General features: G+C 42.9%; 21 protein-coding genes and 1 riboswitch. Of the genes, 5 read left to right on the top strand and 16 right to left on the bottom strand.

Annotated features, from left to right (window positions below):
* Positions 1–15 precede the first annotated feature (15 nt).
* Both AA0Y26_RS05550 and AA0Y26_RS05545 read right to left on the bottom strand, forming a co-directional pair.
* Positions 16–1,158, bottom strand: a complete 1,143-nt coding sequence (locus AA0Y26_RS05550; protein WP_413368069.1) for an NRAMP family divalent metal transporter — start codon at positions 1,156–1,158, stop codon at positions 16–18.
* Positions 1,159–1,266: 108 nt separating this feature from the next.
* On the bottom strand, positions 1,267–2,037 hold the full coding sequence (locus AA0Y26_RS05545; RefSeq protein WP_413365862.1) for a LamB/YcsF family protein: 771 nt from the start codon (positions 2,035–2,037) through the stop codon (positions 1,267–1,269).
* Positions 2,038–2,281: 244 nt separating this feature from the next.
* On the opposite strand from AA0Y26_RS05545, the gene pxpB reads away from it, so the two are divergent.
* Both pxpB and AA0Y26_RS05535 read left to right on the top strand, forming a co-directional pair.
* A complete protein-coding gene (gene pxpB, locus AA0Y26_RS05540) occupies positions 2,282–3,016 on the top strand; it encodes a 5-oxoprolinase subunit PxpB (protein ID WP_413365860.1) in 735 nt (244 codons plus the stop codon).
* Entirely contained in the window at positions 3,013–4,008 is a 996-nt protein-coding gene (locus AA0Y26_RS05535) for a biotin-dependent carboxyltransferase family protein (RefSeq protein WP_413365858.1), read from the top strand. The genes pxpB and AA0Y26_RS05535 overlap by 4 nt, the downstream gene beginning before the upstream one ends.
* Before the next feature lie 265 nt (positions 4,009–4,273).
* On the opposite strand, the gene AA0Y26_RS05530 is transcribed toward AA0Y26_RS05535, so the two are convergent.
* Positions 4,274–5,029 carry an IclR family transcriptional regulator gene (locus AA0Y26_RS05530; RefSeq protein ID WP_413365856.1) on the bottom strand — a complete coding sequence of 252 codons (756 nt, stop codon included), beginning with the start codon at positions 5,027–5,029 and terminating at the stop codon, positions 4,274–4,276.
* 377 nt (positions 5,030–5,406) lie between these two features.
* On the opposite strand from AA0Y26_RS05530, the gene AA0Y26_RS05525 reads away from it, so the two are divergent.
* Positions 5,407–5,655: a ferredoxin gene (locus tag AA0Y26_RS05525; RefSeq protein WP_036154313.1), complete on the top strand. Its 249-nt coding sequence runs from the start codon at positions 5,407–5,409 to the stop codon at positions 5,653–5,655.
* 87 nt (positions 5,656–5,742) lie between these two features.
* Here the strand turns inward: AA0Y26_RS05525 and AA0Y26_RS05520 are convergent, their stop codons facing one another.
* Positions 5,743–6,411 carry a DUF1129 family protein gene (locus AA0Y26_RS05520; protein ID WP_413365854.1) on the bottom strand — a complete coding sequence of 223 codons (669 nt, stop codon included), beginning with the start codon at positions 6,409–6,411 and terminating at the stop codon, positions 5,743–5,745.
* 1 nt (position 6,412) lies between these two features.
* Complete coding sequence (locus tag AA0Y26_RS05515) at positions 6,413–6,736, bottom strand: PadR family transcriptional regulator (protein ID WP_413365852.1); 324 nt, start codon at positions 6,734–6,736, stop codon at positions 6,413–6,415.
* Between the two features lie 226 nt (positions 6,737–6,962).
* On the opposite strand from AA0Y26_RS05515, the gene AA0Y26_RS05510 reads away from it, so the two are divergent.
* Together AA0Y26_RS05510 and AA0Y26_RS05505 are read left to right on the top strand one after the other, a co-directional pair.
* Complete coding sequence (locus tag AA0Y26_RS05510) at positions 6,963–7,700, top strand: enoyl-ACP reductase (RefSeq protein ID WP_413368067.1); 738 nt, start codon at positions 6,963–6,965, stop codon at positions 7,698–7,700.
* A 161-nt stretch (positions 7,701–7,861) separates the two neighbouring features.
* Positions 7,862–9,280: an alanine/glycine:cation symporter family protein gene (locus tag AA0Y26_RS05505; protein WP_413365850.1), complete on the top strand. Its 1,419-nt coding sequence runs from the start codon at positions 7,862–7,864 to the stop codon at positions 9,278–9,280.
* A gap of 49 nt (positions 9,281–9,329) precedes the next feature.
* Here AA0Y26_RS05505 and AA0Y26_RS05500 read toward each other — a convergent pair whose 3' ends face one another.
* From AA0Y26_RS05500 to AA0Y26_RS05450, 11 genes are all read right to left on the bottom strand, one after another.
* Positions 9,330–10,991, bottom strand: a complete 1,662-nt coding sequence (locus tag AA0Y26_RS05500; RefSeq protein WP_413368065.1) for an alkaline phosphatase — start codon at positions 10,989–10,991, stop codon at positions 9,330–9,332.
* A gap of 317 nt (positions 10,992–11,308) precedes the next feature.
* On the bottom strand, positions 11,309–12,643 hold the full coding sequence (gene glnA / locus AA0Y26_RS05495) for a type I glutamate--ammonia ligase (RefSeq protein WP_413368063.1): 1,335 nt from the start codon (positions 12,641–12,643) through the stop codon (positions 11,309–11,311).
* Positions 12,644–12,692: 49 nt separating this feature from the next.
* A complete protein-coding gene (locus tag AA0Y26_RS05490) occupies positions 12,693–13,088 on the bottom strand; it encodes a MerR family transcriptional regulator (protein WP_413365848.1) in 396 nt (131 codons plus the stop codon).
* Between the two features lie 204 nt (positions 13,089–13,292).
* Positions 13,293–13,910 (bottom strand): cyclase family protein, encoded by a 618-nt coding sequence (locus AA0Y26_RS05485; protein WP_413365846.1) that lies wholly within the window; start codon positions 13,908–13,910, stop codon positions 13,293–13,295.
* Between the two features lie 116 nt (positions 13,911–14,026).
* Positions 14,027–14,605: an ECF transporter S component gene (locus tag AA0Y26_RS05480; protein WP_413365844.1), complete on the bottom strand. Its 579-nt coding sequence runs from the start codon at positions 14,603–14,605 to the stop codon at positions 14,027–14,029.
* Between the two features lie 221 nt (positions 14,606–14,826).
* Positions 14,827–15,002: riboswitch (FMN riboswitch) on the bottom strand.
* 83 nt (positions 15,003–15,085) lie between these two features.
* The gene (locus AA0Y26_RS05475) at positions 15,086–16,291 is read right to left on the bottom strand and encodes a hypothetical protein (protein ID WP_413365842.1); all 1,206 of its coding nucleotides are present in this window, start codon (positions 16,289–16,291) and stop codon (positions 15,086–15,088) included.
* Positions 16,288–16,812: an RNA polymerase sigma factor SigX gene (locus tag AA0Y26_RS05470; protein WP_413365840.1), complete on the bottom strand. Its 525-nt coding sequence runs from the start codon at positions 16,810–16,812 to the stop codon at positions 16,288–16,290. Before AA0Y26_RS05470 ends, AA0Y26_RS05475 begins: the two co-directional genes overlap by 4 nt.
* Positions 16,813–17,013: 201 nt before the next feature.
* A complete protein-coding gene (locus AA0Y26_RS05465) occupies positions 17,014–18,789 on the bottom strand; it encodes an ATP-binding protein (RefSeq protein ID WP_413365838.1) in 1,776 nt (591 codons plus the stop codon).
* Complete coding sequence (locus AA0Y26_RS05460; RefSeq protein WP_413365836.1) at positions 18,782–19,498, bottom strand: response regulator transcription factor; 717 nt, start codon at positions 19,496–19,498, stop codon at positions 18,782–18,784. The genes AA0Y26_RS05465 and AA0Y26_RS05460 overlap by 8 nt, the downstream gene beginning before the upstream one ends.
* 115 nt (positions 19,499–19,613) lie before the next feature.
* Positions 19,614–20,798: a c-type cytochrome biogenesis protein CcsB gene (gene ccsB, locus AA0Y26_RS05455; RefSeq protein ID WP_413365834.1), complete on the bottom strand. Its 1,185-nt coding sequence runs from the start codon at positions 20,796–20,798 to the stop codon at positions 19,614–19,616.
* Positions 20,795–22,447 carry a cytochrome c biogenesis protein ResB gene (locus AA0Y26_RS05450; protein ID WP_413365832.1) on the bottom strand — a complete coding sequence of 551 codons (1,653 nt, stop codon included), beginning with the start codon at positions 22,445–22,447 and terminating at the stop codon, positions 20,795–20,797. The genes ccsB and AA0Y26_RS05450 overlap by 4 nt, the downstream gene beginning before the upstream one ends.
* Between the last annotated feature and the right edge of the window lie 11 nt (positions 22,448–22,458).

Raw genomic sequence — 22,458 nt, 5'->3', positions numbered from 1 at the left:
TCCCTCCTATTACATTTACTTAAACATCTGTGGTAATTGTTCGATTAAAGTCACAATACTCATGTACGCCATAATTACGACAACAAGGGCACCTGTCACCGTCAGCCATAATGGATGCTTGTATTCCCCTACAATCTTTTTCTTGTAGGCTGCAACTAGCAATGTACCTAATGCAAGCGGCAGAATCAGCGCATTTAGAGCACCGACAAGAATCAGAATATTAACTGGTCTTCCGACGAACGCAAACACCGTCGTAGAAATGAGGATAAACGCGATAATAATCCAGTTGTGATATTTTTCAATGGTTGGATGGAATGTACGAATAAAGGAAACAGATGTATATGCGGCACCGACAACAGATGTGATAGCTGCAGCCCACATAATAATCCCGAAAATACGATAGCCAATATCTCCTGCTGCCAATTGGAAGACCGAAGCAACCGGATTATCTGCATCAATGCTTAGCCCTTGTGATACTACACCAAGCACAGCAAGGAACAACGCAATACGTATCACGCCCGTCGCTGCAATCCCAGTCACGGAGCTTTTTGTAATTTCCGGCAGAGCTTCTACACCTTTTACCCCGGCATCCAATAGACGGTGTCCGCCTGCAAAGGTAATATAGCCTCCGACCGTCCCCCCTACAAGCGTTACAATAGCAAACCAGCTGATTGTTTCCGGCATCACTGTATTCGCAAGCGCTTCTCCGACTGGAGGTGATGTTTTGAAGGCTACATAGATCATTAGAAGAATCATGATAAAACCAGCAAACTGGGCAAACTTATCCATTGCCTTCCCTGCTTCTTTTACGACAAAGATGAAAATGGCAATTGCGGCACTGATGACAGCCCCTACAATCGGATCGAGTCCTAGCATGGCATTCAGTCCTAGACCGGCACCGGCAACGTTTCCGATATTGAAGGCAAGACCCCCGATGACGATCAGAACGGCAAGCACAACACCAAGCCCCGGTAATACTTTATTGGCAATCTCCTGTCCACGCAGTCCAGAAACACCAATGATCCGCCAAACATTCATTTGCGCAATGATATCTAACAATAATGAAATCAAAATAACAAAACCAAAGCTTGCAGCAAGCTGCTGTGTAAATACAGTTGTTTGTGTTAAAAATCCTGGACCGATAGCAGAGGTCGCCATTAAGAAGGCTGCTCCCAGCAGAACACTCCAGTTTCCTTTTTTGTTTTCGCTTTTTTTCTCAGCGGTCGGCTCAGAATTTTCTACTTTTCCTTTTGTTTCAGCCATCTACTACTTCCCCCACTTTCCAATTGCCGAAATGCTGATTTGGTTGTTCACTAGCGTTTCTTGCAAATATTCGGCAAAGGCAAGGGCATGTTCACCGTCTCCATGAATGCAGACAGTATCTGCTCGTAAAGCAACCTCTGTTTGCTGCTGTGATAGGACTTTCCCTTCCTTAACTGCCTTGATTACTTGAGCAGCAGACTGCTCCCGATCTGTAATCATCGCGTTCGGCTGAGAGCGGGAAGTGAGTGAACCATCTGCCTGGTATGTACGATCTGCAAAAAATTCATGTGCCGTACGCAGCCCTATTTTCTCGCCTGCCTTTGTCAGCTCGCTATCGGCAAGGCCAAACAAAATTAATGATGGCGAAACATCATAGACTGCCTGGGCAATCGCCTCTGCAAGAGCCTGGTCTTTTGCTGCCATATTATACAAAGCACCATGTGGTTTTACATGCTGCATCTCTTCGTTAAATGTTGCCAGAAAGCCTTGCAACGCACCAATTTGATAAACGACCATATCATAGCCCTCCTGAGGCGTAATGGCCATCTCTCGTCGGCCGAAGCCATTCAAGTCAGGCAAACCTGGGTGGGCACCGATTTTCACCCCATGATCAATAGCGAGTTTCACTGTTTCTCTCATTACAGTTGGATCACCGCTATGAAAACCGCATGCAACATTAGCTGATGTGATATATTTTAAAATCTCCTCCTGCTCCCCTAATTTGAAGCGGCCGAAGCTTTCCCCTAAATCACAATTCAAATCAACATGATACATCCTATCCCCTCCAAAATACTTATTCCCTACCACTGTTCCGAAAATTGGAACTTTAGTTTTAAAATACAGTCTCATTCTAGCACACCTTTTTTTCATTTGAAAAGAGTTAAAGTTAGAATTAATAGAAAAATTAAATAGTTGCAAAATATTCGTTTGTTTTTCTTTCCGAACCATCTATAATAGAGTCATTATCCATTTTACAGAACTTTAATTCCAAATTTCGAAACTGAAGGAGAGAACCCTAATGACCATTCAACAGATAAGCGAAACGTTTCGTCCTTTAGGAGACTCAGCGCTCGTCGTCCATTTGGGAGAGGGTATTAATCCAGCTATTCATGAAAAGGTAAAGCAGCTGAGCTTATTACTGGAGGACAATCCTTTCCGTGGTTTTATAGAAGCAGTACCGGCTTATAATAGTTTAACTGTTTACTATTATCCTCCTGCGGTGTGTCCGTTACGTTCCACGCAAAAAAAGGAAAGCCCTTATCATATAGTGAGCAGCTTTTTATCTAAGCTGCTAATGAAAATGGAAACGTCCCGTAAATCTACACAACGGCTTATTGACATACCGGTGTTATATGGTGGAGAGTACGGTCCGGACCTTGAACATGTTGCTGCCCATAATCACCTTTCTGTTGAGGAAGTTATTCATATCCACTCATCTGCCGAATATCTCGTTTATATGATAGGATTTGCACCAGGATTTCCGTTCATGGGCGGTATGGACGAACGGATCGCTACTCCCCGAATGGAATCGCCAAGACTGTCTATAACACCTGGCTCCGTAGGTATCGCAGGTAAGCAGACAGGCATTTATCCACTAGAAACACCAGGCGGCTGGCAAATCATCGGACGTACGCCGCTTGATCTGTTTCTCCCAGATGGATCTCCTCCAACACTATTACAATCGGGCGATAAAGTTCGCTTTGTTCCGATTTCTGTGGACGAATATGTGAGCTATAAGGAGAGAAAACAATGAGTGTGAGAATTCTACATGGCGGGCTACTGACAACAGTACAAGACTTAGGAAGATTTGGTGCACAGAAATATGGCGTCATCGTAAGCGGTTCTATGGACAGGACTTCAATGCGGCTGGCGAACTTACTTGTTGGAAATGAAGAACAAGAGGGCGTGCTGGAGATTACGATGTTTGGTACGAAGCTTTTGTTTGAGCAAGATCAGCTTGTGGCCATTGCAGGTGGTGACCTGCAGCCGACCATTGATGGGCAAAAAGCGCCGATGTGGCGGCCAATCTTAATACGAAAAGGATCAGTTTTACAATTTAAATCGGCTGTCAATGGGTGCCGGGCTTATGTCGCTTTTGCCGGAGGGATTGATGTGCCACTTGTGATGGAAAGCAAGAGTACGTATCTTCGCGCAGGAATCGGCGGACTGTCAGGTCGTGCGTTACAGAAGGGTGACCGTTTGCCTTTAGGTAAAGCAGCCAGTGACATCAGCCTTGCATTCATCCGTCAATTAGAACAAACAGATCAGCCCATTACATGGTCCCTCGATTACACGCAGCTGCACTTATTTGAGAAAACCGAAGCAATTCGAGTCATGCACGGATCGGAATTCAACCGCTTTAAGCCTGAAAGCCAACAAACTTTCTTTTCAACTCCTTACAAGATCACAACACAATCGGACCGGATGGGTTACCGGCTGGAGGGAGAGCCGCTGAACTTATTAGAAAAATTCGATTTACTCTCCGAGGGTGTCACATATGGAACAATTCAAGTACCATCAAGCGGACAGCCCATTATTCTGATGGCTGATCGGCAAACGACTGGCGGTTATCCAAAAATTGGACAGGTCATCTCTGCAGATCTTCCGCGTTTGTCTCAAATGCAGCCAAACGCAGAAATTCACTTTACTGAAGTTACGTTGGAGCAGGCTGAAGCAGCTTTGTTTGCAATAGAAAAAATCATTGCGGACATTGCACTGAGCATTCGTCTGAAGGCCCAGATATGAAAGGCATAGAACGATAAAAGGGAGCTCCCATTAAGGAGCTCCCTTCAGAGCGAAGACAAAGTCGTTTTATGACTTTGTCTATGCGTCTTTTTAGATACTTTGGTAAAAAGAAGATTTTACCCAGCCTGTCTTGAAAACGCTTGTCAGACAAGGCGCGCCGACGAGCGAAGACGCGAATAGAACCTAAGTTCATTCGCGGACGAGCGAGGCAAGCAACGATGAATGAAAGCGTTTGTCAACAGGCTGAAGGGAGCTCCCTTCTTTATCACTGTAAATAGCCAAGCTGTCTGGAAATTTCGAATGTAGCTGCTTTTACTTTCTCTTTTAAAATCTCCATCTTCTCTCCCACATAGTTTGCCTCGATACCGGCAATGCTGAGACCTGCTACGACTTCTCCTACATTGTTATAGATAGGCGCTGCAACAGCTGATGTATGATTCTCTAATTCCGAATGACTGACAGTGCACCCTTCTGCTCTTGCCTGCTGGATCATTTCGTACAGTTTGTCCTTACTCGTAACCGTCCCGTTGGCGATCGGCTTAAGTTCAACTGCGTCCAGATAGGCATTGATTTCTTCGTCCGGCAGAAAAGATAAAATAGCCCGCGGACAAGCACCTGCATACAACGGACTTCTGCGCCCAATCGCGGTATAAAGACGAACCTTTTGATACGTGTCTATTTTTTCTATGTAAATCGCTTCATACCCCTCGCGGATAATTAAGTTGATGGCTTCTTCCGTATCTTGATGAAGGGCATTCATGAAAGGATAGGCGACCTTTCGGATATCGAGTCTTGAAGACACTAAATGGCCAAATTTCAAAAAGAGCAGACCTAGACGGTACTTGGCGTCACTCCCCTTCTCCAGAAACCCCATTTCTTCAAGTGTAGCAAGCATGCGGTATACCGATGTTTTCGGCATTCCCGACAATGTGATGATCTCCTGAAATGAAAGCTCACTATAATTGATAAATAAATTCAAAATATCCATCGAACGGACAACGGTTTTATTTTTATTATTCACTTTATTCTATCTCCCATCCTTATCCAATACCTGTATTTCTTCTTCATATGATAAAACACTTTGTGTAAATAAGGTACTGTTCATTTGTTTTTGCTGCCTAAAATGATGGAAGCAGTCATGTAAAATTCATATAGGCCTTCGAAATCCAGTCTGTTATGTACATTTATCCCGATTCGAGCGAATCCCCGCTTTGAATGGAGACGATTATGCTATAATGGAATGCAACATCACGTTATAACATCGAAACCTTTCTTTTGTATCCATTTGAACTCATACATTCGGATGAAAATAACGGTTTCACGGTTGAAAAGTAGAGTAAACCGATTTAGAATAATAAAGAAGCTTAGGGAAGAGCAATGATAAAAGGAGAGATAACAATGCCGAAATATACAATTGTAGATAAAGATACATGCATCGCTTGCGGCGCTTGTGGAGCAGCAGCACCGGATATTTACGACTATGATGATGAAGGAATTGCCTTCGTTATTTTAGACGAAAACATGGGTACTGCAGAAGTTCCAGAAGATTTACTGGAAGATATGCAAGACGCTTTCGAAGGCTGCCCAACTGATTCTATCAAAGTGGCAGACGAATCATTTGAAGGCGACGCATTAAAATACGAATAGACTAACGGTACATTCGCGCAAGCTCAAGCTGCCGCATGAATGTCTAGATAGGAACAGCAACTTTACTTCATGCAAAGTTGCTGTTTTTTATTTTGCTTCGCGCCATTTTTTTAATCCGTAAGCAGTTAGAAGAAGGACGACGCCCACAATCAATTGCGTATACTCGCTCACTTCCATCGCTGGTCCAAATGGTTCGACCCACACACTAAAGACTACTACTGCCAAAATGAATAGCCCTGACGCCAAAGCCCATGACCAAATCATTTTTTTGCTTTTCGGATTTTGCTTGAATGCATCGGACTTTAATAGCTTTAATAAAAATGCAATGAGCAGCAAGATTCCGACCGTTTGCACAGCGACGAGCAATAGTGTAGAGCCAATGTGGATCGTCTTTGGTTCCCCGCCTATAATAGTAACCATTCCTGTTATCGCTATAAAAACGCCTAAAAACTGCGCTATAATTTCTGCCATAAAGGCAGCTGTCTTAGCAGGTTTTTCATTCGGCAGTCCCGCTATGATTTCATCCGCTAATTCCTTTGGCGCCTTGCCAAACACATCTTCTGCCGTTTTACCGTCCTGCTGCGCTGATAATAGATGCTCCAGCAGCTCTACAAGCACTTCCTCTGTAGCCTGGTCATCCTTGAATGGTGAAGTTCGAATATAAACTAATAGATTTTCATAGTAAGCCATATTTTCTTCATTCAATAATTTTCTGCGTTCATTGTTTTGTTTAATTAATGTGTTGATCTTTACCATGTCACTCACCTCTCAATAAAGTAGTTATCGGATTTGCCAACAGCTCCCATTCGGTCCGGATTTCATCAAGGGCGTCTTTCCCTTTTTCCGTCAACGAATAATATTTACGATTCGGCCCTGATTCGGAAGGCCGCATTTCTCCAGCAATGAATCCATTTTTTTGTAAACGTAATAAAACGGGATAGATTGTTCCCTCACTAACATCTTTTAGGCCTGCTCGTTGTAACTTCTCTGACAGCTCATAGCCATAGACCGTTTCCTTATCGATAACTGCGAGCACACAGCCGTCCAGTATTCCCTTCAATAACTGACTTCGAATCGACATTCCACCACTCCCTTGTAAAACAAGATAGCTTCACAAAATTACACTACCTTGTAAAACAAAGTAGCTATCTTAACTATATTGTATAACAAAATAGCTGTCAACTTGTTATTGCATGACCGTACAAGAAATGTTATAGTTACAATTAGTAGTTGGTACTAATAACTGATATTACTTAGGGGTGTTGACTGTGGATTTAATACAATTAGCTGGGAAAAATATTGTCGTAATGGGCGTTGCCAATGAACGAAGCATTGCTTGGGGCGTAGCGAAACGTTTGATGGAAGTCGGTGCGAACGTTATCTTCACCTACCGTAAAGAACGTTCAAAAGGGAAAATCGAAAAATTACTCGCAGATTATAGCGATCACAAGACAGCTGTTGCAGAATGCGATGTTAATAGTGATGAGTCTATTGCAAAAGCATTTGAAGAAATCGGTACAAAGTTCGGTACGATTCATGGAATCGTTCACTCTGTTGCATTTGCTCATGCTGAAGATTTAAAGAATCGTTTTGTAGAGACAACACGTGAAGGCTATGCATTCGCTCAAGATACAAGTGCCTACTCACTTGTTGCTGTCAGCAAAGCGGCAAAGCCTTACTTGGCAGAAGATGCATCGATCGTAACGATGAGCTACCTTGGAGCTGAGCGTGTGCTGGACGGCTATAATGTGATGGGTGTGGCAAAAGCTGCGCTTGAAGCTGCAATGCGTTATCTGGCTGCTGATTTAGGTTCTGATGGTATCCGTGTTAATGCTATTTCTGCTGGTGCGATTCGTACACTCGCAGCAAAAGGTGTGCCAAGCTTTAACCAGATTCTTCATAAAGTAGAAGAGACTGCCCCTCTTAAACGCAACACAAATCAAGAAGAGGTTGCAGATATGACAATGGTGATGCTGAGCCGTCTATCCCGAGGCGTTACAGGTGAAACAATCTATGTGGATTCCGGCTATAACATTATGGGGTAATTCCTATCTATTTATTTTCATAAAAATCTAGTACAAGAGCGAATCTATTTTAATAGGTTCTGCTCTTTTTTGTCGTTATTTTCTTAATTATCACTATAATCTATTATTTCTACGATTTTAGGGAATTGTAGTATTGTTATACTATCAAGGAGGTAGAAAATATGACATTTATCGAAAATATCGTAGCGAATATTAATAATCTTATGTATTCGTACCTACTCATTTACATGTTAGTCGGAATTGGTTTATTCTTTACGATTCGTACAAAATTCGTACAGTTCCGCTTGTTACCTGAAATGTTCCGCGTCATTACGGAAAAAGCTCCAGTTGGTAAAGACGGAAAAAAGGGAATTTCCTCATTCCAAGCCTTCACGATTAGTGCTGCTTCTCGAATCGGGACAGGTAACGTTGCCGGTGTAGCAACAGCCATTGCACTTGGTGGTCCGGGCGCAATCTTTTGGATGTGGCTGATCGCGCTAATCGGCGGCGCTTCCTCATTTATCGAGAGTACACTCGCACAAGTATACAAGGTGCCTGAAAAGGACGGCCTATTCCGAGGTGGTCCTGCCTATTATATGGAAAAGGGCTTAAACAAACGTTGGATGGGTATTATCTTTGCTGTTGCCATCACACTTTGCTTCGGCTTCGTATTTAATGCTGTACAGGCAAATACAATTTCCATCGCATTTAATGAAAGTTTTGGTGTTTCACGTACAGTAATGGGTGTCATCCTAGCTGTGTTGACAGCAATTATCATCTTTGGTGGTTTACGCCGCATCGTTAGCGTTACTACTTATTTGGTGCCTGTTATGGCAATCGGCTACATTCTGCTTGCCCTGTTTGTTGTTATTATAAACTTTACAGAAATCCCTTCTGTATTTGCATTGATCTTCAAATCTGCATTCGGCCTTGAAGAAGCATTTGGCGGTATGATCGGTGCAGCTGTTCTAAATGGTATTAAACGCGGTCTTTTCTCAAATGAAGCAGGTATGGGTTCTGTACCAAACGCTGCTGCTACTGCGGATGTATCGCACCCAGTAAAGCAAGGACTTATTCAGACATTAGGTGTATTCATTGATACATTAATCATCTGTACATCAACAGCCATGATCGTCCTGATGAGTGATGCGTACCTGAACCAAGACGCCGCATCTATCAACTTGACGCAAGTTTCATTGGCAGACCATATTGGCGATTGGGCTGGCATTTTCTTAGCGATTACGATCTTCCTATTCGCCTTCAGTTCCGTTATTGGAAACTACTACTACGGAGAATCTAACATTGAATTCATTAAGCATTCAAAGGTCGTTTTAAATATTTTCCGCGTGCTGGTTGTAGGATTTGTATTTTTCGGGTCTGTCGCAAAAGTACAGCTTGTATGGGACTTGGCGGACGTTTTCATGGGAATCATGGCCTTCATCAACCTGATCGCTATCCTGATGCTATGGAAAGTGGCCAAAAAGGTACTCGATCATTATATTGCGCAGCGTAAGCAAGGAAAAGATCCAGTCTTCTACGCTGACGAAGTCGAGGATATCGGTGAAGTAGAATGTTGGGGTCGCGACCGACATCACGGATAAGGAAAAAGAGATGGCAAGATGCCATCTCTTTTCTTTTTTTTACGTATCTTTATTTCATATACTTCAGTGCTTCTTCTGAAATGTAGAAGCTGCTGTCATTGTATACAGTTACATACGGTACCGTATGCTGCTTAGCCTCAGTTTTGCCATCTTTACCTGTTGTTTTAGAAAGGATCGTATTTTTATTTTCTGGCATTTCGTATGTTGTGTTCCCCTTTTGTGCTACTAGAACTGGATTGTTGCTATCAGATTGATCGATCGTTACCTTGAATCCTTTTTTCTCTAGTGCAGGCTTTGCGTCAATGTAAAGCGAGGATGTTAGCTGGTCCAGTTTAAAGCCCATTGTCTCGGCCATAATGTTCGCCAAATCCGTATTTTCTACTAGACCAGTCGGCTTGTTTGGTCCGTATGCATATAGGAACACATCATCGCCTGTATGTCCGCCTGTCGTATAACCGATATTAGCTCGTTCAGCTAACAGCTTCGTCATTGTCGCAGCTAGTTTTTCAGAAGTCTCCAACGCTGTACGTTCTTTATCCGTTAAATTCTTTAAACCGTATAAAGCAGCTACCTCTTCAAGATTCGATTTATCTTCCTTCAGGACAGATAATGCTCCTTCTACTGTCATCGTTGCTTCTTTCAACGGATCAATGTAGGCAGAAACAGGTGTTGTATCATATGTGCCTGTTGTAGCTATATTCCCCATTGTAATACCACTGTTGCCATGGTCTGTCACTGCGATAACAAGCGTATTTTTATCCTTTTTCGCAAATTCAAGTGCTTCCTTCACCGCGTCATCGAATGCAAGGAAATCACTAATCATCCCAACTGCATCATTTGCATGGGCAGCCCAATCGATCTTGCTGCCTTCTACCATTAGGAAGAACCCGTCCTTATCCTTATTCAATGTATCAATCGCCTTCTTTGTCATGTCAGCAAGAGTAGGCTCTTCTGCTTTTGTATGCTCGCGGTCAAAATCATAGGCAAGTGCTGCAGGTGCAAAACTCCCCCAAATTTTATCTGCATTTGTCTTTAGCAGCTCTTCACGTGTCGTGATGAGCTCATAATTCTGCTCTTCCAGTACTTCCAGCAGATTCTCTCCGTCTTTTCGTGTCTCTTTCAGCGAATTAAGGCCCCCGCCAAGCACGACATCAATCCCTTGATACACTTGCTGCTCTGCGATATCGTCATAATTACTGCGTGACGTTACATGGGAGGAGAAGCCAGCCGGCGTTGCATGCTGGATTTCTGAAGTAGAGACAATTCCTGTTGCTCTTCCAGATTGTTTAGCACCCTCCAACACGTTTGCGACCGGTTTAAAAGCGTCTTCCTCTTTTATTTGCTCGGCACCTGGTGTTGTTACCGATGATGGAAGGATACCAACGTAGCCTGAGTTTGATTTATGTCCTGTTGCGAGTGCTGTTGCCGCAGGGGCAGAGTCTGTAATAGCTGATTCAGCGGAGTATGTACGCGCCCCTCCAGTCAAGATTTCATCCAGTGCCAGTGATTCTCCTTTATACCAGCGCGAAAGTGTAGATACATTATCGCTTGAACCATCCATAACAAGCATAATGACATTTGTAGGGTCTTTTTTATTACCCTTTTCCTTCGCTTCTGCCTCTGCCATGTCCGTTTGAATCATTGTGGCTGCCGAGGATACAAGCAATGTTCCTGCAAGAGCGGCAACTGCCAGCTTTTTCGCCTTTTTCATCATTCCAATCCCTCCCAAGTATGTTTTACATATTTAGCATACAATCAATTTATTAACAGATTATTTTGTCAGTATTATGTTTTGTTATTTGAATGTAAATTACACGTTTATATTGTGAATTTGTTTTACATTCTATTAGAAGAAACTTTCTAATTGTATGGGAAAAGAATGGTTGATAAACCCATGGTAAATTGGAAGTAATTATGAAGGACTTTATCAGGAGATAAAATGTTAAAATATGCAACAGTAAAACCTTATATATTTGATTGTTTAAACAAAAAAGAGATGGCATGTCGCCATCTCTTACATTCTATCTATTAGTACATTTTCAAATATTGTTCGCGCTCCCATGGGTGAACAGCTGTACGGAACATATCATATTCTACTTCTTTTGCTTCCTTGAAGTTTTCGTAAATGTGCTCACCCAGCGCCGCCTTGATGACTTCATCGTCAGCCAATGCCGCTAACGCTGCGTCAAGGGATGCAGGCAGGTTTTCGATGCCATGCTGCTTACGCTCTGCACTGTTCATCACATAAATATTACGATCAACTGGAGCTGGCGGCTCTAGTTCATTTTTAACGCCGTCTAAGCCTGCTGCCAAAATAACTGCCATTGCTAAATATGGGTTAGCCGATGGGTCTACTGAACGCAGCTCAATACGAGTTGACAGGCCGCGTGAAGCTGGGATACGAATCAGCGGAGAACGGTTTTGTGCTGACCACGCTACGTAGCACGGTGCCTCGTAGCCCGGCACGAGACGCTTATATGAGTTGATTGTTGGGTTTGTTACAGCTGTGAAGCCCTGCACGTGTTTTAGCACACCTGCCATAAAGCTGCGGGCAGTTTTCGATAACTGTAAATCAGCTCCCTCATCCCAGAATGAATTTTTGTCTCCTTGGAACAAGGATAAATTGAAATGCATACCCGAACCGTTTACACCAAATAATGGTTTTGGCATGAATGTTGCATGCAGGCCGTGCTTACGTGCAATCGTTTTAACAACTAGCTTGAATGTTTGAATATTGTCGCACGCTTCTACCGCATTTGCATATTTAAAGTCGATTTCGTGCTGTCCAGGTGCTACTTCATGGTGAGAGGCCTCGATTTCAAAGCCCATTTCTTCAAGCTCTAGTACAATGTCACGGCGGCAATTTTCACCAAGGTCTGTCGGTGCCAAATCAAAGTATCCTCCGTCATCATTCAGCTCTAATGTCGGCTCACCCTTTTGATCTAATTTAAATAAGAAGAATTCCGGTTCCGGCCCCAAGTTGAAGCCTGTGAAACCAAGCTCCTCCATTTCCTTTAACATCCGTTTCAAGTTAGAACGCGGATCGCCTTCAAAAGGAGTGCCGTCAGGACGTGCAATGTCACAAATAAGACGTGCCACCTTCCCTTTTTCAGCTGTCCACGGGAAAATCATGAAAGTATCGAGATCTGGACGAAGATACATATCTGACTCTTCAATACGCACGAAACCTTCGATGGAAGAACCGTCGAACATCATTTTATTATCCAACGCTTTATCAAGCTGGCTCAAGGGAATTTCAACATTTTTGATCGTCCCTAGAATATCTGTAAACTGCAGACGGATGAACTTTACATTTTTATCTTCCACGATGCGTTTAATGTCCTCTTTTGTGTACTTGCTCATCGTTTTCTCAATTGCGTTTGCCATACTCATTCACTCTCCTAATTTTTATTTATTCACTTCTAAGATGGAAGAAACGCGATAGGTCGCCTTGACGTAGCGAAGATTTTTGTAAACGCTGTGCCTGCAGCATTTCTTCCCTTAAAATAGCCCGAAGTTCCGCATCTGAAATGATAGGACCGTCAGGAATTCTTACATCACTTGTTTGACGCATATCAAATACTTTTTTTATGCCTGCCATGTTAATTCCTTGGTCAAGAAGCTCTCGAATTTCTAACAGCGCATCCACGTCATCTAATGAAAACATTCTTCTGTTCCCCTCTGAGCGTGCCGGCTGGATTAGTTCATGTTCTTCGTAATAGCGAATTTGTCTTGCGGTTAACTCCGTTAATTGCATCACCATGCTAATTGGGAGTAACGGCATTGCTCTTCGAAACTCTCGACTCATCGTCATCGCCTCCCTTTCTTATCTTTACTTTACAATATGTCACTTATAATATCAATATCACGTAAGGAAATATAACATACGTTTTTTAGATTAATTTAATCTCAATTTGAGATAAAAAGCCGGCTGACATATAAAGTCCGCCGGTCTGCAAATAAGCTCTGTTTAAACAAAAAAGCCGACCCTCTTTGGTCAGCTTCTTTAATTCTATTCGACTTTTCGAATAATTGCCCTAATCGGAGATGCATCTCCGCCCTGTATGGCCAAAGGGAGACCGATAAACTCGTATAATCCTGCTTCCACATCTTTTAAGTACAAGTTTTCGATAATATAAATTCCTTCTTCATTACAAGCGTGATGAGCCTGTAATGCCACATCCTCTACTGCATCAACAGAAGGCGCATCCGTCCCCAGCACCTTAATTCCTTGAGCAGCTAGAAACGCAACTGTCTCAGGATGAACCGTTGTATAGGAAGGGTCGAAACGGTATAAGTCATGCTCTTTTTTCGTTTTGAAAAATATCCGTTCTATCCCCTGCAACGGAAGCATCTCGACATGCACTCTTTGAATTTGCTCTACATTTGTCATCTCTACCAGCAGTACAGCTCCCATGAACAAGTCAAGCGGCAAGGCATCAATCGATTTTCCAAAATCATCATAATGATAGGGAGCATCAACATGAGTGCCCGTATGTAGACTCATCATCACCTCGCCTACGTTTGCCCCGTCCGGCTCGAGTTTCGCCGCCAGCCGGTAATCAAATGGTGCATCCCCTGGCCATACGGGTATATTTTTATGTAATGGTATTGTAATATCGATCCACATATCTTTTCCTCCTCAATTCATCGACAAATCAATTTAGCTCTTATCATTCATACGGCGTTATTGTATCATGTCGAAAGGCAAAATAAAACGCAGCTACCGAAGCAGCTGCGTATTCGTTACGATAAATATTGTAAACGCTGGTTTTGAATCCACTTATTCATTGTACGGAATAGGACCGTCACAATAACAATGAGCATGACCCCTTTAAGCAGATTAAACGGTAAGATTGCCTTCACTGCCATCTCAGACATATTCTCCACATGGAAGTTCATGAAGTATCCATACATCGGTAAAAATGCGATATAGTTCAAGAAGGCCATTCCTACTGACATGATTAACGAACCAACGATCAAGCCGAAAAATAAACCTTTTGCAGAAGGTAGTTTTTTGTAAATGTAATAAACAGGCAAGATGAACAAAATACCTGTTGCAAAATTCGCCATGTGCCCTACCGGCATACCTGTTGGCGAGCCTGAGAAAATCCAGTCCAGAATATTTTTCATAAGCTCTACTAAAATACCGGCAACCGGACCCATTGTGATAGCCGCAATCAATGCTGGTACATCACTGAAGTCGATTTGCAAAAATGCTGGGAACCATGGTAGCGGAAAGTTAAATAGCATTAAGATAAATGAAATACTACTCAACATCGCAATTGTTACGAATGAACGCAACTTTTTGTTTGTCTTCGTCATAAAAATCTTCTCCTTTGCTGATTCCATCTCGCAAGAAGAAAGGTACAACCGGCGTCGCGTTCCATGAAAAAACCCTTATACAATATTGTATAAGGGAGAATAAGGCACACTTAAATAAAGGTCTTAACATCGGTATTTTGCGTACAGCGAAATAAAGCCAGTTCCCTTTAGCTTTAAGGCGTACACAAAACACGACATTTCTCATGAAATGACGACCGTACCTTCACCTTCTCCCATCCAGACTATACTGTCGGCTTTGGACTCTCACCAAATCCTGCGCACTATAAAAGCGGCTCGCGGGCTGAAGAAGGGTTGCTGCAATATCCTCCAAAAATGGTCGGATATCGCTCCTTCTATTACCGCCGGTCGGGAATTACACCCTGCCCCGAAGATGAATCAATATAAAATTATGTTACACTTTTTATTATAAGAGAAAAACGAGAATTGTAAACCCTTTTGCCTACAATTCTCTAAAGTTGTCTATTTAGCCTGGATAAGATCAACCGGTAATTCGTTTGGCCCAACTGGCTTCGGAAGGGGCTCAGCGAAATAGAAACCTCTCCATTCCGTTTGTACAATGTTTTCAAACAGTATCTGCTTATTAAAGCCTGAAGCCGTCAACAGCATCGCTTCAATCATATGCATCGCCTGCTGTGAATCAACCGTCTCTAAATCCAGAGGAGCTGTAAAAGTGACTTTCACGACATTGCCATCTGTTACCTTATAATCTACGCCTGGTAGAATGGCCGTTTTATAAATATCATTCTCTTCTACCTTCATATATTCCAAAGCTTCTGTTACCGTCTGAAAGGTCTGTCGGAAATTCGGGGCTAAAAAGACACCACTTTCCTGTTCATCCAGGAAATAGCTATAGCGCGAAGCATTTTTCAAATCTAAAGGTTCGCTTGGTGTTCCTGCCTCTTTAAAAGTCATCGGTGTCCCATCTTGATTTTGCATAATTGCCTTATCATAATTTTTGCTAAATGTGTCCGTCAGCATTCCCGTATAAACGGCTGCCGCTCCGGATGACACATCATATCCATGATCAGCAGGTAAAGTATGGGTCACTGTTTTTCCCTGTTCTTCAATTTTTCCTTTTACCGGATGCAACTCATTGAATCCTGCTGCCTGTTCATCCAGCTTCGAAGCATATTTATTATACATTTCAACCTGAGTCGGTGCTTCTTTGCCGAAGTCCTCCACAAGCTTTTCTTTCGGAATAACAATCGTAACCGGTACACTTTCTGCATCATTTCCAGCTAGACCGATGTGAAATGCAGAGGCCTCCTCCAGCTGTTCCTCATATACTGACGTGCGGATGTCCTCTTCCGGTATTGCCCGGATAGCCATCTCTTCGATTTCCGCTGTGTTTTCAGCTGTATCCAGCGTTTGTTCCTGTTTATTTGAACTCTCTTCGTCAAACATAGAGATACTTTTCTCCTCAGAAGAATTTTGCGAAAAGTAGTATACACCACCAAATGTTATAAATGTCAAAGCAGCCGTCAACCCGAAGAGCATAAAAGGATTTCGTTTTTTCTTTTTGCTTAATTGTACTGGCTCCTCTTCAAAAGCACCAGCCTCTTTCAGTCTTGCGAAGACGTCTTCCTTTGAACGATGATCTTGAATTTTTGGGGCTTTGGATAAGAGCTCTTCCAGCTGTTGATCGTCCCATTTTTCGTTCTTCATAATGAATTCGCCTCCTGTTCACTCAATTTCTCCCGCAGCGCTTTGATTGCCCGATGCTGCGTTGTTTTTACTTTACCTTCCGTCCATCCTAAAATTTCGGCCGTTTCTGTAATAGAAAGCTCCTGGAAGTAGCGCATGACAATCACCATCTTCTGATCACCCGTACAATACTCCAGTACAGTCAGAAGGCGATTCAGTTCTTCATTCAGCTCTGCAAACTGCTCAGGAGATTTGGTAGGCGACACGAGCTGCTCCTGCTCCCAATCAAAAGCATCAAAGGAATGGCGGCCTCTGACCCTTGCTTTCCGAAAATGATCAATAGCTACATTTTTCGCGATGGAAAAGAGCCATGTCTTTTCTGTACTTCTCCCCTCAAAGCGGTCATATGCTTTCAACACCCGCACATACACTTCATGGGAAAGGTCTTCGGCCACGGTCCTATCTTTCACGAGATAAATTAAGAACTGAAAGACATCCTGGTGGTACTCATCATATAATCGATGGAAAATGGATTCCTTCATCCACTCCACCTCCGTTCTCATTAAATTAGTCGAATATGTAATAAAAAAGTTTCATATAGAACAAGGGAGATTGCCCTTCTCTACTAAGCGCTTGTCCGATAAAAAGAGAACACCTTTATTTCAGCGTACTCCCTGGGCAAACGTTTTATTATTTCCTAAAAAATAAAAAGATAGGGTACGATGACCCTATCTCCTATATTATTACATTGGGAGGTAGAACGTAAATGACGTTCCTTCTTTTTCCACACTCTCGACCTTAATTTTTCCTTCATGGGCTTCTACAATATTACGGGCAATCGCTAAACCAAGGCCTGTTCCGCCTTTCGCCCGCGTCCTTGCCTTGTCCGCCTTATAAAAGCGCTCAAATACATACGGTAGATCATCCTTTGGTATACCTATTCCTGTATCGCTTACAGAAATTCTCGCGTATGATAATTCATTTGTCAGAGATACCGTAACCGTACCTCCTTCTGGTGTATGGCGGAGGGCATTGTCAATAAGGTTCGTTAATACTTGCTCGATACGGTCCTCATCAAGTGAAATGATCGTATCATCCGGCAGGTCAGACTCAAATTTCAAGTATACCTGCTTTTCCTTAGCTACCTGCATGAACTTCTGTGTCATACGTTCTAGCACATGGACAATCGGGACTGAATCCTTGTATAGACGAATATGGCCAGACTCCATACGTGCTAAATCGAGCAAGTCCGTCACAAGCCGGCCCATACGCTGAGATTCATCATAGATAATCCGGATCATTTCATTCCGGTCTTCTTCAGACTGTACGACATCATCGAGTATAGCCTCCGAATAACCTTGCAGCATGGCTATTGGCGTTCGCAGTTCATGCGAGACATTGGCAATGAAATCTGACCGCAGTTTCTCCAAACGGTTTTTCTCTGTCTTGTCACGAATAACAGCAATCGCCCCACGTATCGATTCACCGCTGTATAGCGGACTGATTGTAATACTATAAAATGAACCGTCCATTTCCAAATCTTCCTCAATCTTGTCCTCAAAATCAAGGACATGATCAAGCATATGGTAAATTTCCGGTGGAATCGGACGTTCACTCTTACTCCCCTTGCTGATAAACCATGTTTGCAGCAATTTTTCAGCCGGCGGATTGCTCAGCAGAATTGTCCGATCGCGGTTGAAGGTAATAACAGCATCCGTCATGGATGTCAAAATGCTTGATAGCTGTTCCTTCTCCTGGTTAATGACTTCTAAATGATGCTTCAGCTGCCGTCCCATTTGGTTGAAAGCAACAGCCAGTTGACCAATCTCATCACTGCTCTGAATCGCTGGCACCTGCGAATCAAATTTACCCTTTGAAAGCGCAAATGCATGCTCCCGCATTTGACGCAGCGGATAGGTAATACGGCTCGACAGGAAGAAGGCAAAGAACGTCGTCAGGACGAAGGCGATCAAGGCAGAGATAAAGACAATTTTCGTCGTTTCTTTGCTTGTTTGATGCATAGCATCAGGGTTTTGATAAATAAATACTGCACCGTGCAGTTCGTTTTCCGATTTCAGTGGGAAGCCAAGTACCACATAAGACTCCATTTTCTCCGCTTCAGATTGAGAAGGGAGTATCATTTCTTTTAAAATCGGCTTATCTGATTCATAAATCGTTTGAAATGCCTTATTTCCCAAAATTGCCTGCTGAATTTCTTCTTGGTTTTTCCCCTCTTGTACCGCATAGACAATATCATCCGGACTATTTGCTACAAGTGCATTCGTATATTCATCCAGTACAACCTTGATGACTTCAATCGGGGAATGGCTATCGCCGTATTCATCTACAATACTTGCGATCGCTGCCGCCGTCTGACGAAGGGAGCTTTCAGCCTGCTCACTATGGTAGTTTTCTAAAAACTCCAGCATGAAGACCGTGAAAATGAAAAGGACAAATGAAACGAGAAGCAATATGGTTACCCACAGCTTCCCGACAATACTATTCCATATTCTATTCATTCACGACCTCGAATTTGTAGCCGACGCCCCATACTGTCACGATCATCTTTGCCGCATTTTCAGAAACGCGGTTTAGCTTTTCGCGTAAACGTTTCACATGTGTATCAACAGTGCGAAGGTCGCCAAAGAAGTCATAGTGCCAAACTTCCTTTAATAACTGTTCACGATCAAACACTTTATCTGGAGACTTTGCTAAAAAATACAGCAGCTCATACTCTTTCGGCGTCAGATTGACTTCCTTGCCATCTGCTGTTACACGATGGGCATCATGGTCAATCGTCAGATGTGGGAATACTACCAGATCTTTCGAAGTTGACGCACTTGCGACAGGCGAGAATGCAGCAGAACGACGCAGGATCGCTTTCACACGAAGCACCACTTCACGCGGACTGAACGGCTTTACGATATAGTCATCAGCTCCTAGCTCAAACCCTTGTACACGGTTTGCTTCTTCCCCTTTTGCTGTTAATAAAATAATAGGTGTTGTTTTCTTTTCACGGATCTCTTCACAAACTTGCAGGCCATCTTTTTCCGGCATCATGATATCTAAAAGAATACAGTGATATTCATTTTCAAACGCCTTTTCAATCGCTTCTTCACCGTTTTCGGCTTCGTCTACCATGTACCCTTCTCGTTCAAGGTACATTTTTAAAAGACGGCGAATGCGATCTTCATCGTCCACTACTAATACAGAAATATTCTCAGACACTGGTGTGAATCTCCCTTCAAGCTTTATCTACATCTTCTATTGTACAGTTTTAGTCAGTAAATGAAAAGAAGAGGAGCCGTAAAATACGACTCCTTTTGCCAATTTTTCTCTCTATTTATGCGTAAGAATGCAAACCTGCGATTACAAGGTTTACTACTACCAAGTTAAACATGATGATGAGGAAGCCAATTACCGTCAGCCAAGCAGACTTTTTCCCTTCCCAGCCTTTGGATAGACGAAGGTGCAGGAATGCTGCATAGAATAACCATGTAATAAGCGCCCATACTTCTTTCGGGTCCCAGCCCCAGAAACGGCTCCATGCAATTTGAGCCCAAATCATCGCGAAAATGAGTGCTCCTAGTGTAAATACCGGGAAACCAATTAATACAGCACGATAGCCGATTTCATCCATCAACTGTGAATTAACGCGTTTTACTAACGGCTGAATCATCGATGATACTGAACGGCGGGCAATCAAACGGATTAATACATATAGAATGGAACCAAATAGAATTGACCATACAACTGTTGTCAGCTTACGTGCATCAATTAAAGCAGGCACTTCGACAAACGGTGTCATACGATTTTCAGAAAGTTCGACATAGTCATGCGGTCCGAAAATCGGAGGCATTGTATATTCTACTACTTCTGTATTACCTTCTTTTGTTACATGTTCGAAAGTTGCCTCATAGCCTGTAACTCTGAATGCGGATGTCGCTACTACAAACCCGATCACCAGTACACAGAAAAACATAACTGCTTCCAGCCAGAAGCGCTCTTTTGTCGCTTTTTTTACATCCACATTTTTCAGCAGGTAAATCAGCCCTGCTACAGCACTCATCGCCAATATCGATTGGCCAAGTGCCGCTGTAATTACGTGGATTGTCAGCCAGTGACTTTGTAAAGACGGGACAAGCGGACTTACTTCCTTTGTGAACATGGAAGCATACGCAATAATTAATAGTGCGATCGGCAATGCTACTACACCTAGTGCCGTTACTTTATACATAAAGTAAATGACGATGAAAGATAGCACGATGAACATGCCGAATGCTGTTGTGAATTCAAACATATTACTTACAGGAGCATGTCCAGTGTACATCCAGCGAGTGATGAAGTAACCCAGCTGTGCAAGGAGACCGATAATCGTTACCCCGATTGCGATTTTTCCCCAGCTGTCAGCACGTTTTGCTGCTGTATCATTCTTCTCCTTGATTGCTCCTCCAAATAGGAATGTACCAATCAAGTAACAGATGAATGCTACAAACAGGAGGTTACCACTTAAATCAATCAAACTCATAAGGTGTTGTCACCTTCCTTTTTATTTTCTTCCTTTTCTGTTTCAGCCTGATCCACATAAGCTGGAAGATGTGCGAACGCCGTAACGGCATCCAATTCTTTTTTCATACCAAACCAGTTTTTATTTGTATGCGCTGCTAGACGAATCGTACCGTCCGGAAGCTCTTCCACCCATAAGCGGCGGTGCGCCCAGTAGGAGCCGACAGCAACACCTAGCATGAATATCATACCACCTATGAATAAAAATGGAATGGTTTTATCTTTACGAATTGTTAAACCTGACATGTTACGTGTTTCGACACCTTGGAAAGACATTTTGTATGCGTTTTCTCCTAAAGGTTCAAGCGTCTGCTGAATCGCTACGAAGCTTGTCTCTCCCTCTGGCTTTTCAGGTGTATACATACGGAAGATAAATGCCGGATTATTTGGTGTTGGAGAGGCCGTCTGCGGCACCCCTTCCTCAAATCCTGAGAAGTCCGGTAAGTATGATACAATTTCAACACGTGTATTGTCACTCAGTACATATTCCGTTTCAGGGTTTGCCAGGTCAATTGTCAATTCACCTAGTGAATCGCCTGATGCTTTATTTGTTAATGCAAACTTCATTGTTTTTAATTCATTCAAACCATAGTCCATTTGATACATTGCATACCCCTCATGCTTAAGCGGGGAATTTACTTTGATTTCAAATGTGTCGACAACTTCCAGGTTATCTGTCTGACCAGGCAAGTCACCTTCTTGCTGTTTATAGAGCGTTACGTTTGTCTGATAGTTTTTTGCCATGACATTGACGCCCTGCTTTAGTTGTTCACCCTGTGGTTCATTGTCGTACGTCTCCAGAATAAACTCGTCATTGTGAATGAAGTAGCCCTCCATGCCTGGAACAGCACGTAGCTCCCCTTCACGCAGCCACATGGATTCATCTATGTAGAAGCCGGGCAATAAGCGCAGCATGACAGCACCTAGGAAAACAATCAATCCTACGTGATTAATATAAGGACCGTAACGGGCAAAGCGGTTTTTTTCTGCCATTAGTGCATTACCTTCACGGCGCACCTTATATTTCATCGCTTTCATTTTCTGTTCGACTAGATCAAGCGTTTTATCTTGCTCTGCGGCAGGCGCTCCCTCTGCAAAAATGCGTTGACGCTTCATAAAGCTTTGGTGTCGTTTTACACGCTGATTTTTCAGAGATTTATGCAGCGGCAGTCCTCGGTCGATACTGGCAACGATAATTGATACAGCCAGCATACCTACTAAAATTTGGAACCACCAGGATGAATAGAGATCCGATAGTCCCAAATTGTAGTAAAGCGTACCAAAAGCACCGTACATATCCTCATAGTACTTCGCTTTTTCCGCATCCGTTGATACGCTTACATAAAACTCCTGCGGCAAAATCGTACCAATAGAGGCGGCAATTAAATTCAAAATAATCAGTGCAATTCCAACTTTTACGCTGGAGAAAAAGTTCCAAATCTTGTCGATAATCGATTTGTTGTGGGTTTTAGAACGAATAGCAATTCCATCGTACCGCATGTCTAAAATCTTTTTTTGTTTTTCCTCTTCCGTTAACGGACGGCCGCATCTGCCGCAGATTTTCGTTCCGACAGGGTTTTCATGGCCACATTCACATATAATTTTTTCCATATTGTAAAACT

The organism is Lysinibacillus canaveralius (assembly GCF_047301505.1).
Classification (GTDB): Bacteria; Bacillota; Bacilli; order Bacillales_A; family Planococcaceae; genus Lysinibacillus_B.
Note: the sequence above shows the minus strand (reverse complement) of the source record. Positions and strands in the feature narration are given on the sequence as shown.

Coding starts and splice junctions, on each gene's coding strand:
- AA0Y26_RS05510 (WP_413368067.1), top strand. CDS start 6,963: ATGGGCGTTGCCAATGAACGAAGCATTGCTTGGGGCGTAGCGAAACGT.
- AA0Y26_RS05490 (WP_413365848.1), bottom strand. CDS start 13,088: ATGAGTCGAGAGTTTCGAAGAGCAATGCCGTTACTCCCAATTAGCATG.
- pxpB (WP_413365860.1), top strand. CDS start 2,282: ATGACCATTCAACAGATAAGCGAAACGTTTCGTCCTTTAGGAGACTCA.
- AA0Y26_RS05545 (WP_413365862.1), bottom strand. CDS start 2,037: ATGTATCATGTTGATTTGAATTGTGATTTAGGGGAAAGCTTCGGCCGC.
- AA0Y26_RS05470 (WP_413365840.1), bottom strand. CDS start 16,812: ATGAAGGAATCCATTTTCCATCGATTATATGATGAGTACCACCAGGAT.
- AA0Y26_RS05465 (WP_413365838.1), bottom strand. CDS start 18,789: ATGAATAGAATATGGAATAGTATTGTCGGGAAGCTGTGGGTAACCATA.
- AA0Y26_RS05485 (WP_413365846.1), bottom strand. CDS start 13,910: ATGTGGATCGATATTACAATACCATTACATAAAAATATACCCGTATGG.
- AA0Y26_RS05500 (WP_413368065.1), bottom strand. CDS start 10,991: ATGAAAAAGGCGAAAAAGCTGGCAGTTGCCGCTCTTGCAGGAACATTG.
- AA0Y26_RS05505 (WP_413365850.1), top strand. CDS start 7,862: ATGACATTTATCGAAAATATCGTAGCGAATATTAATAATCTTATGTAT.
- AA0Y26_RS05525 (WP_036154313.1), top strand. CDS start 5,407: ATGCCGAAATATACAATTGTAGATAAAGATACATGCATCGCTTGCGGC.
- AA0Y26_RS05480 (WP_413365844.1), bottom strand. CDS start 14,605: ATGACGAAGACAAACAAAAAGTTGCGTTCATTCGTAACAATTGCGATG.
- AA0Y26_RS05550 (WP_413368069.1), bottom strand. CDS start 1,158: ATGGCGACCTCTGCTATCGGTCCAGGATTTTTAACACAAACAACTGTA.
- AA0Y26_RS05475 (WP_413365842.1), bottom strand. CDS start 16,291: ATGAAGAACGAAAAATGGGACGATCAACAGCTGGAAGAGCTCTTATCC.
- ccsB (WP_413365834.1), bottom strand. CDS start 20,798: ATGAGTTTGATTGATTTAAGTGGTAACCTCCTGTTTGTAGCATTCATC.
- AA0Y26_RS05450 (WP_413365832.1), bottom strand. CDS start 22,447: ATGGAAAAAATTATATGTGAATGTGGCCATGAAAACCCTGTCGGAACG.
- AA0Y26_RS05520 (WP_413365854.1), bottom strand. CDS start 6,411: ATGGTAAAGATCAACACATTAATTAAACAAAACAATGAACGCAGAAAA.
- AA0Y26_RS05535 (WP_413365858.1), top strand. CDS start 3,013: ATGAGTGTGAGAATTCTACATGGCGGGCTACTGACAACAGTACAAGAC.
- glnA (WP_413368063.1), bottom strand. CDS start 12,643: ATGAGCAAGTACACAAAAGAGGACATTAAACGCATCGTGGAAGATAAA.
- AA0Y26_RS05515 (WP_413365852.1), bottom strand. CDS start 6,736: ATGTCGATTCGAAGTCAGTTATTGAAGGGAATACTGGACGGCTGTGTG.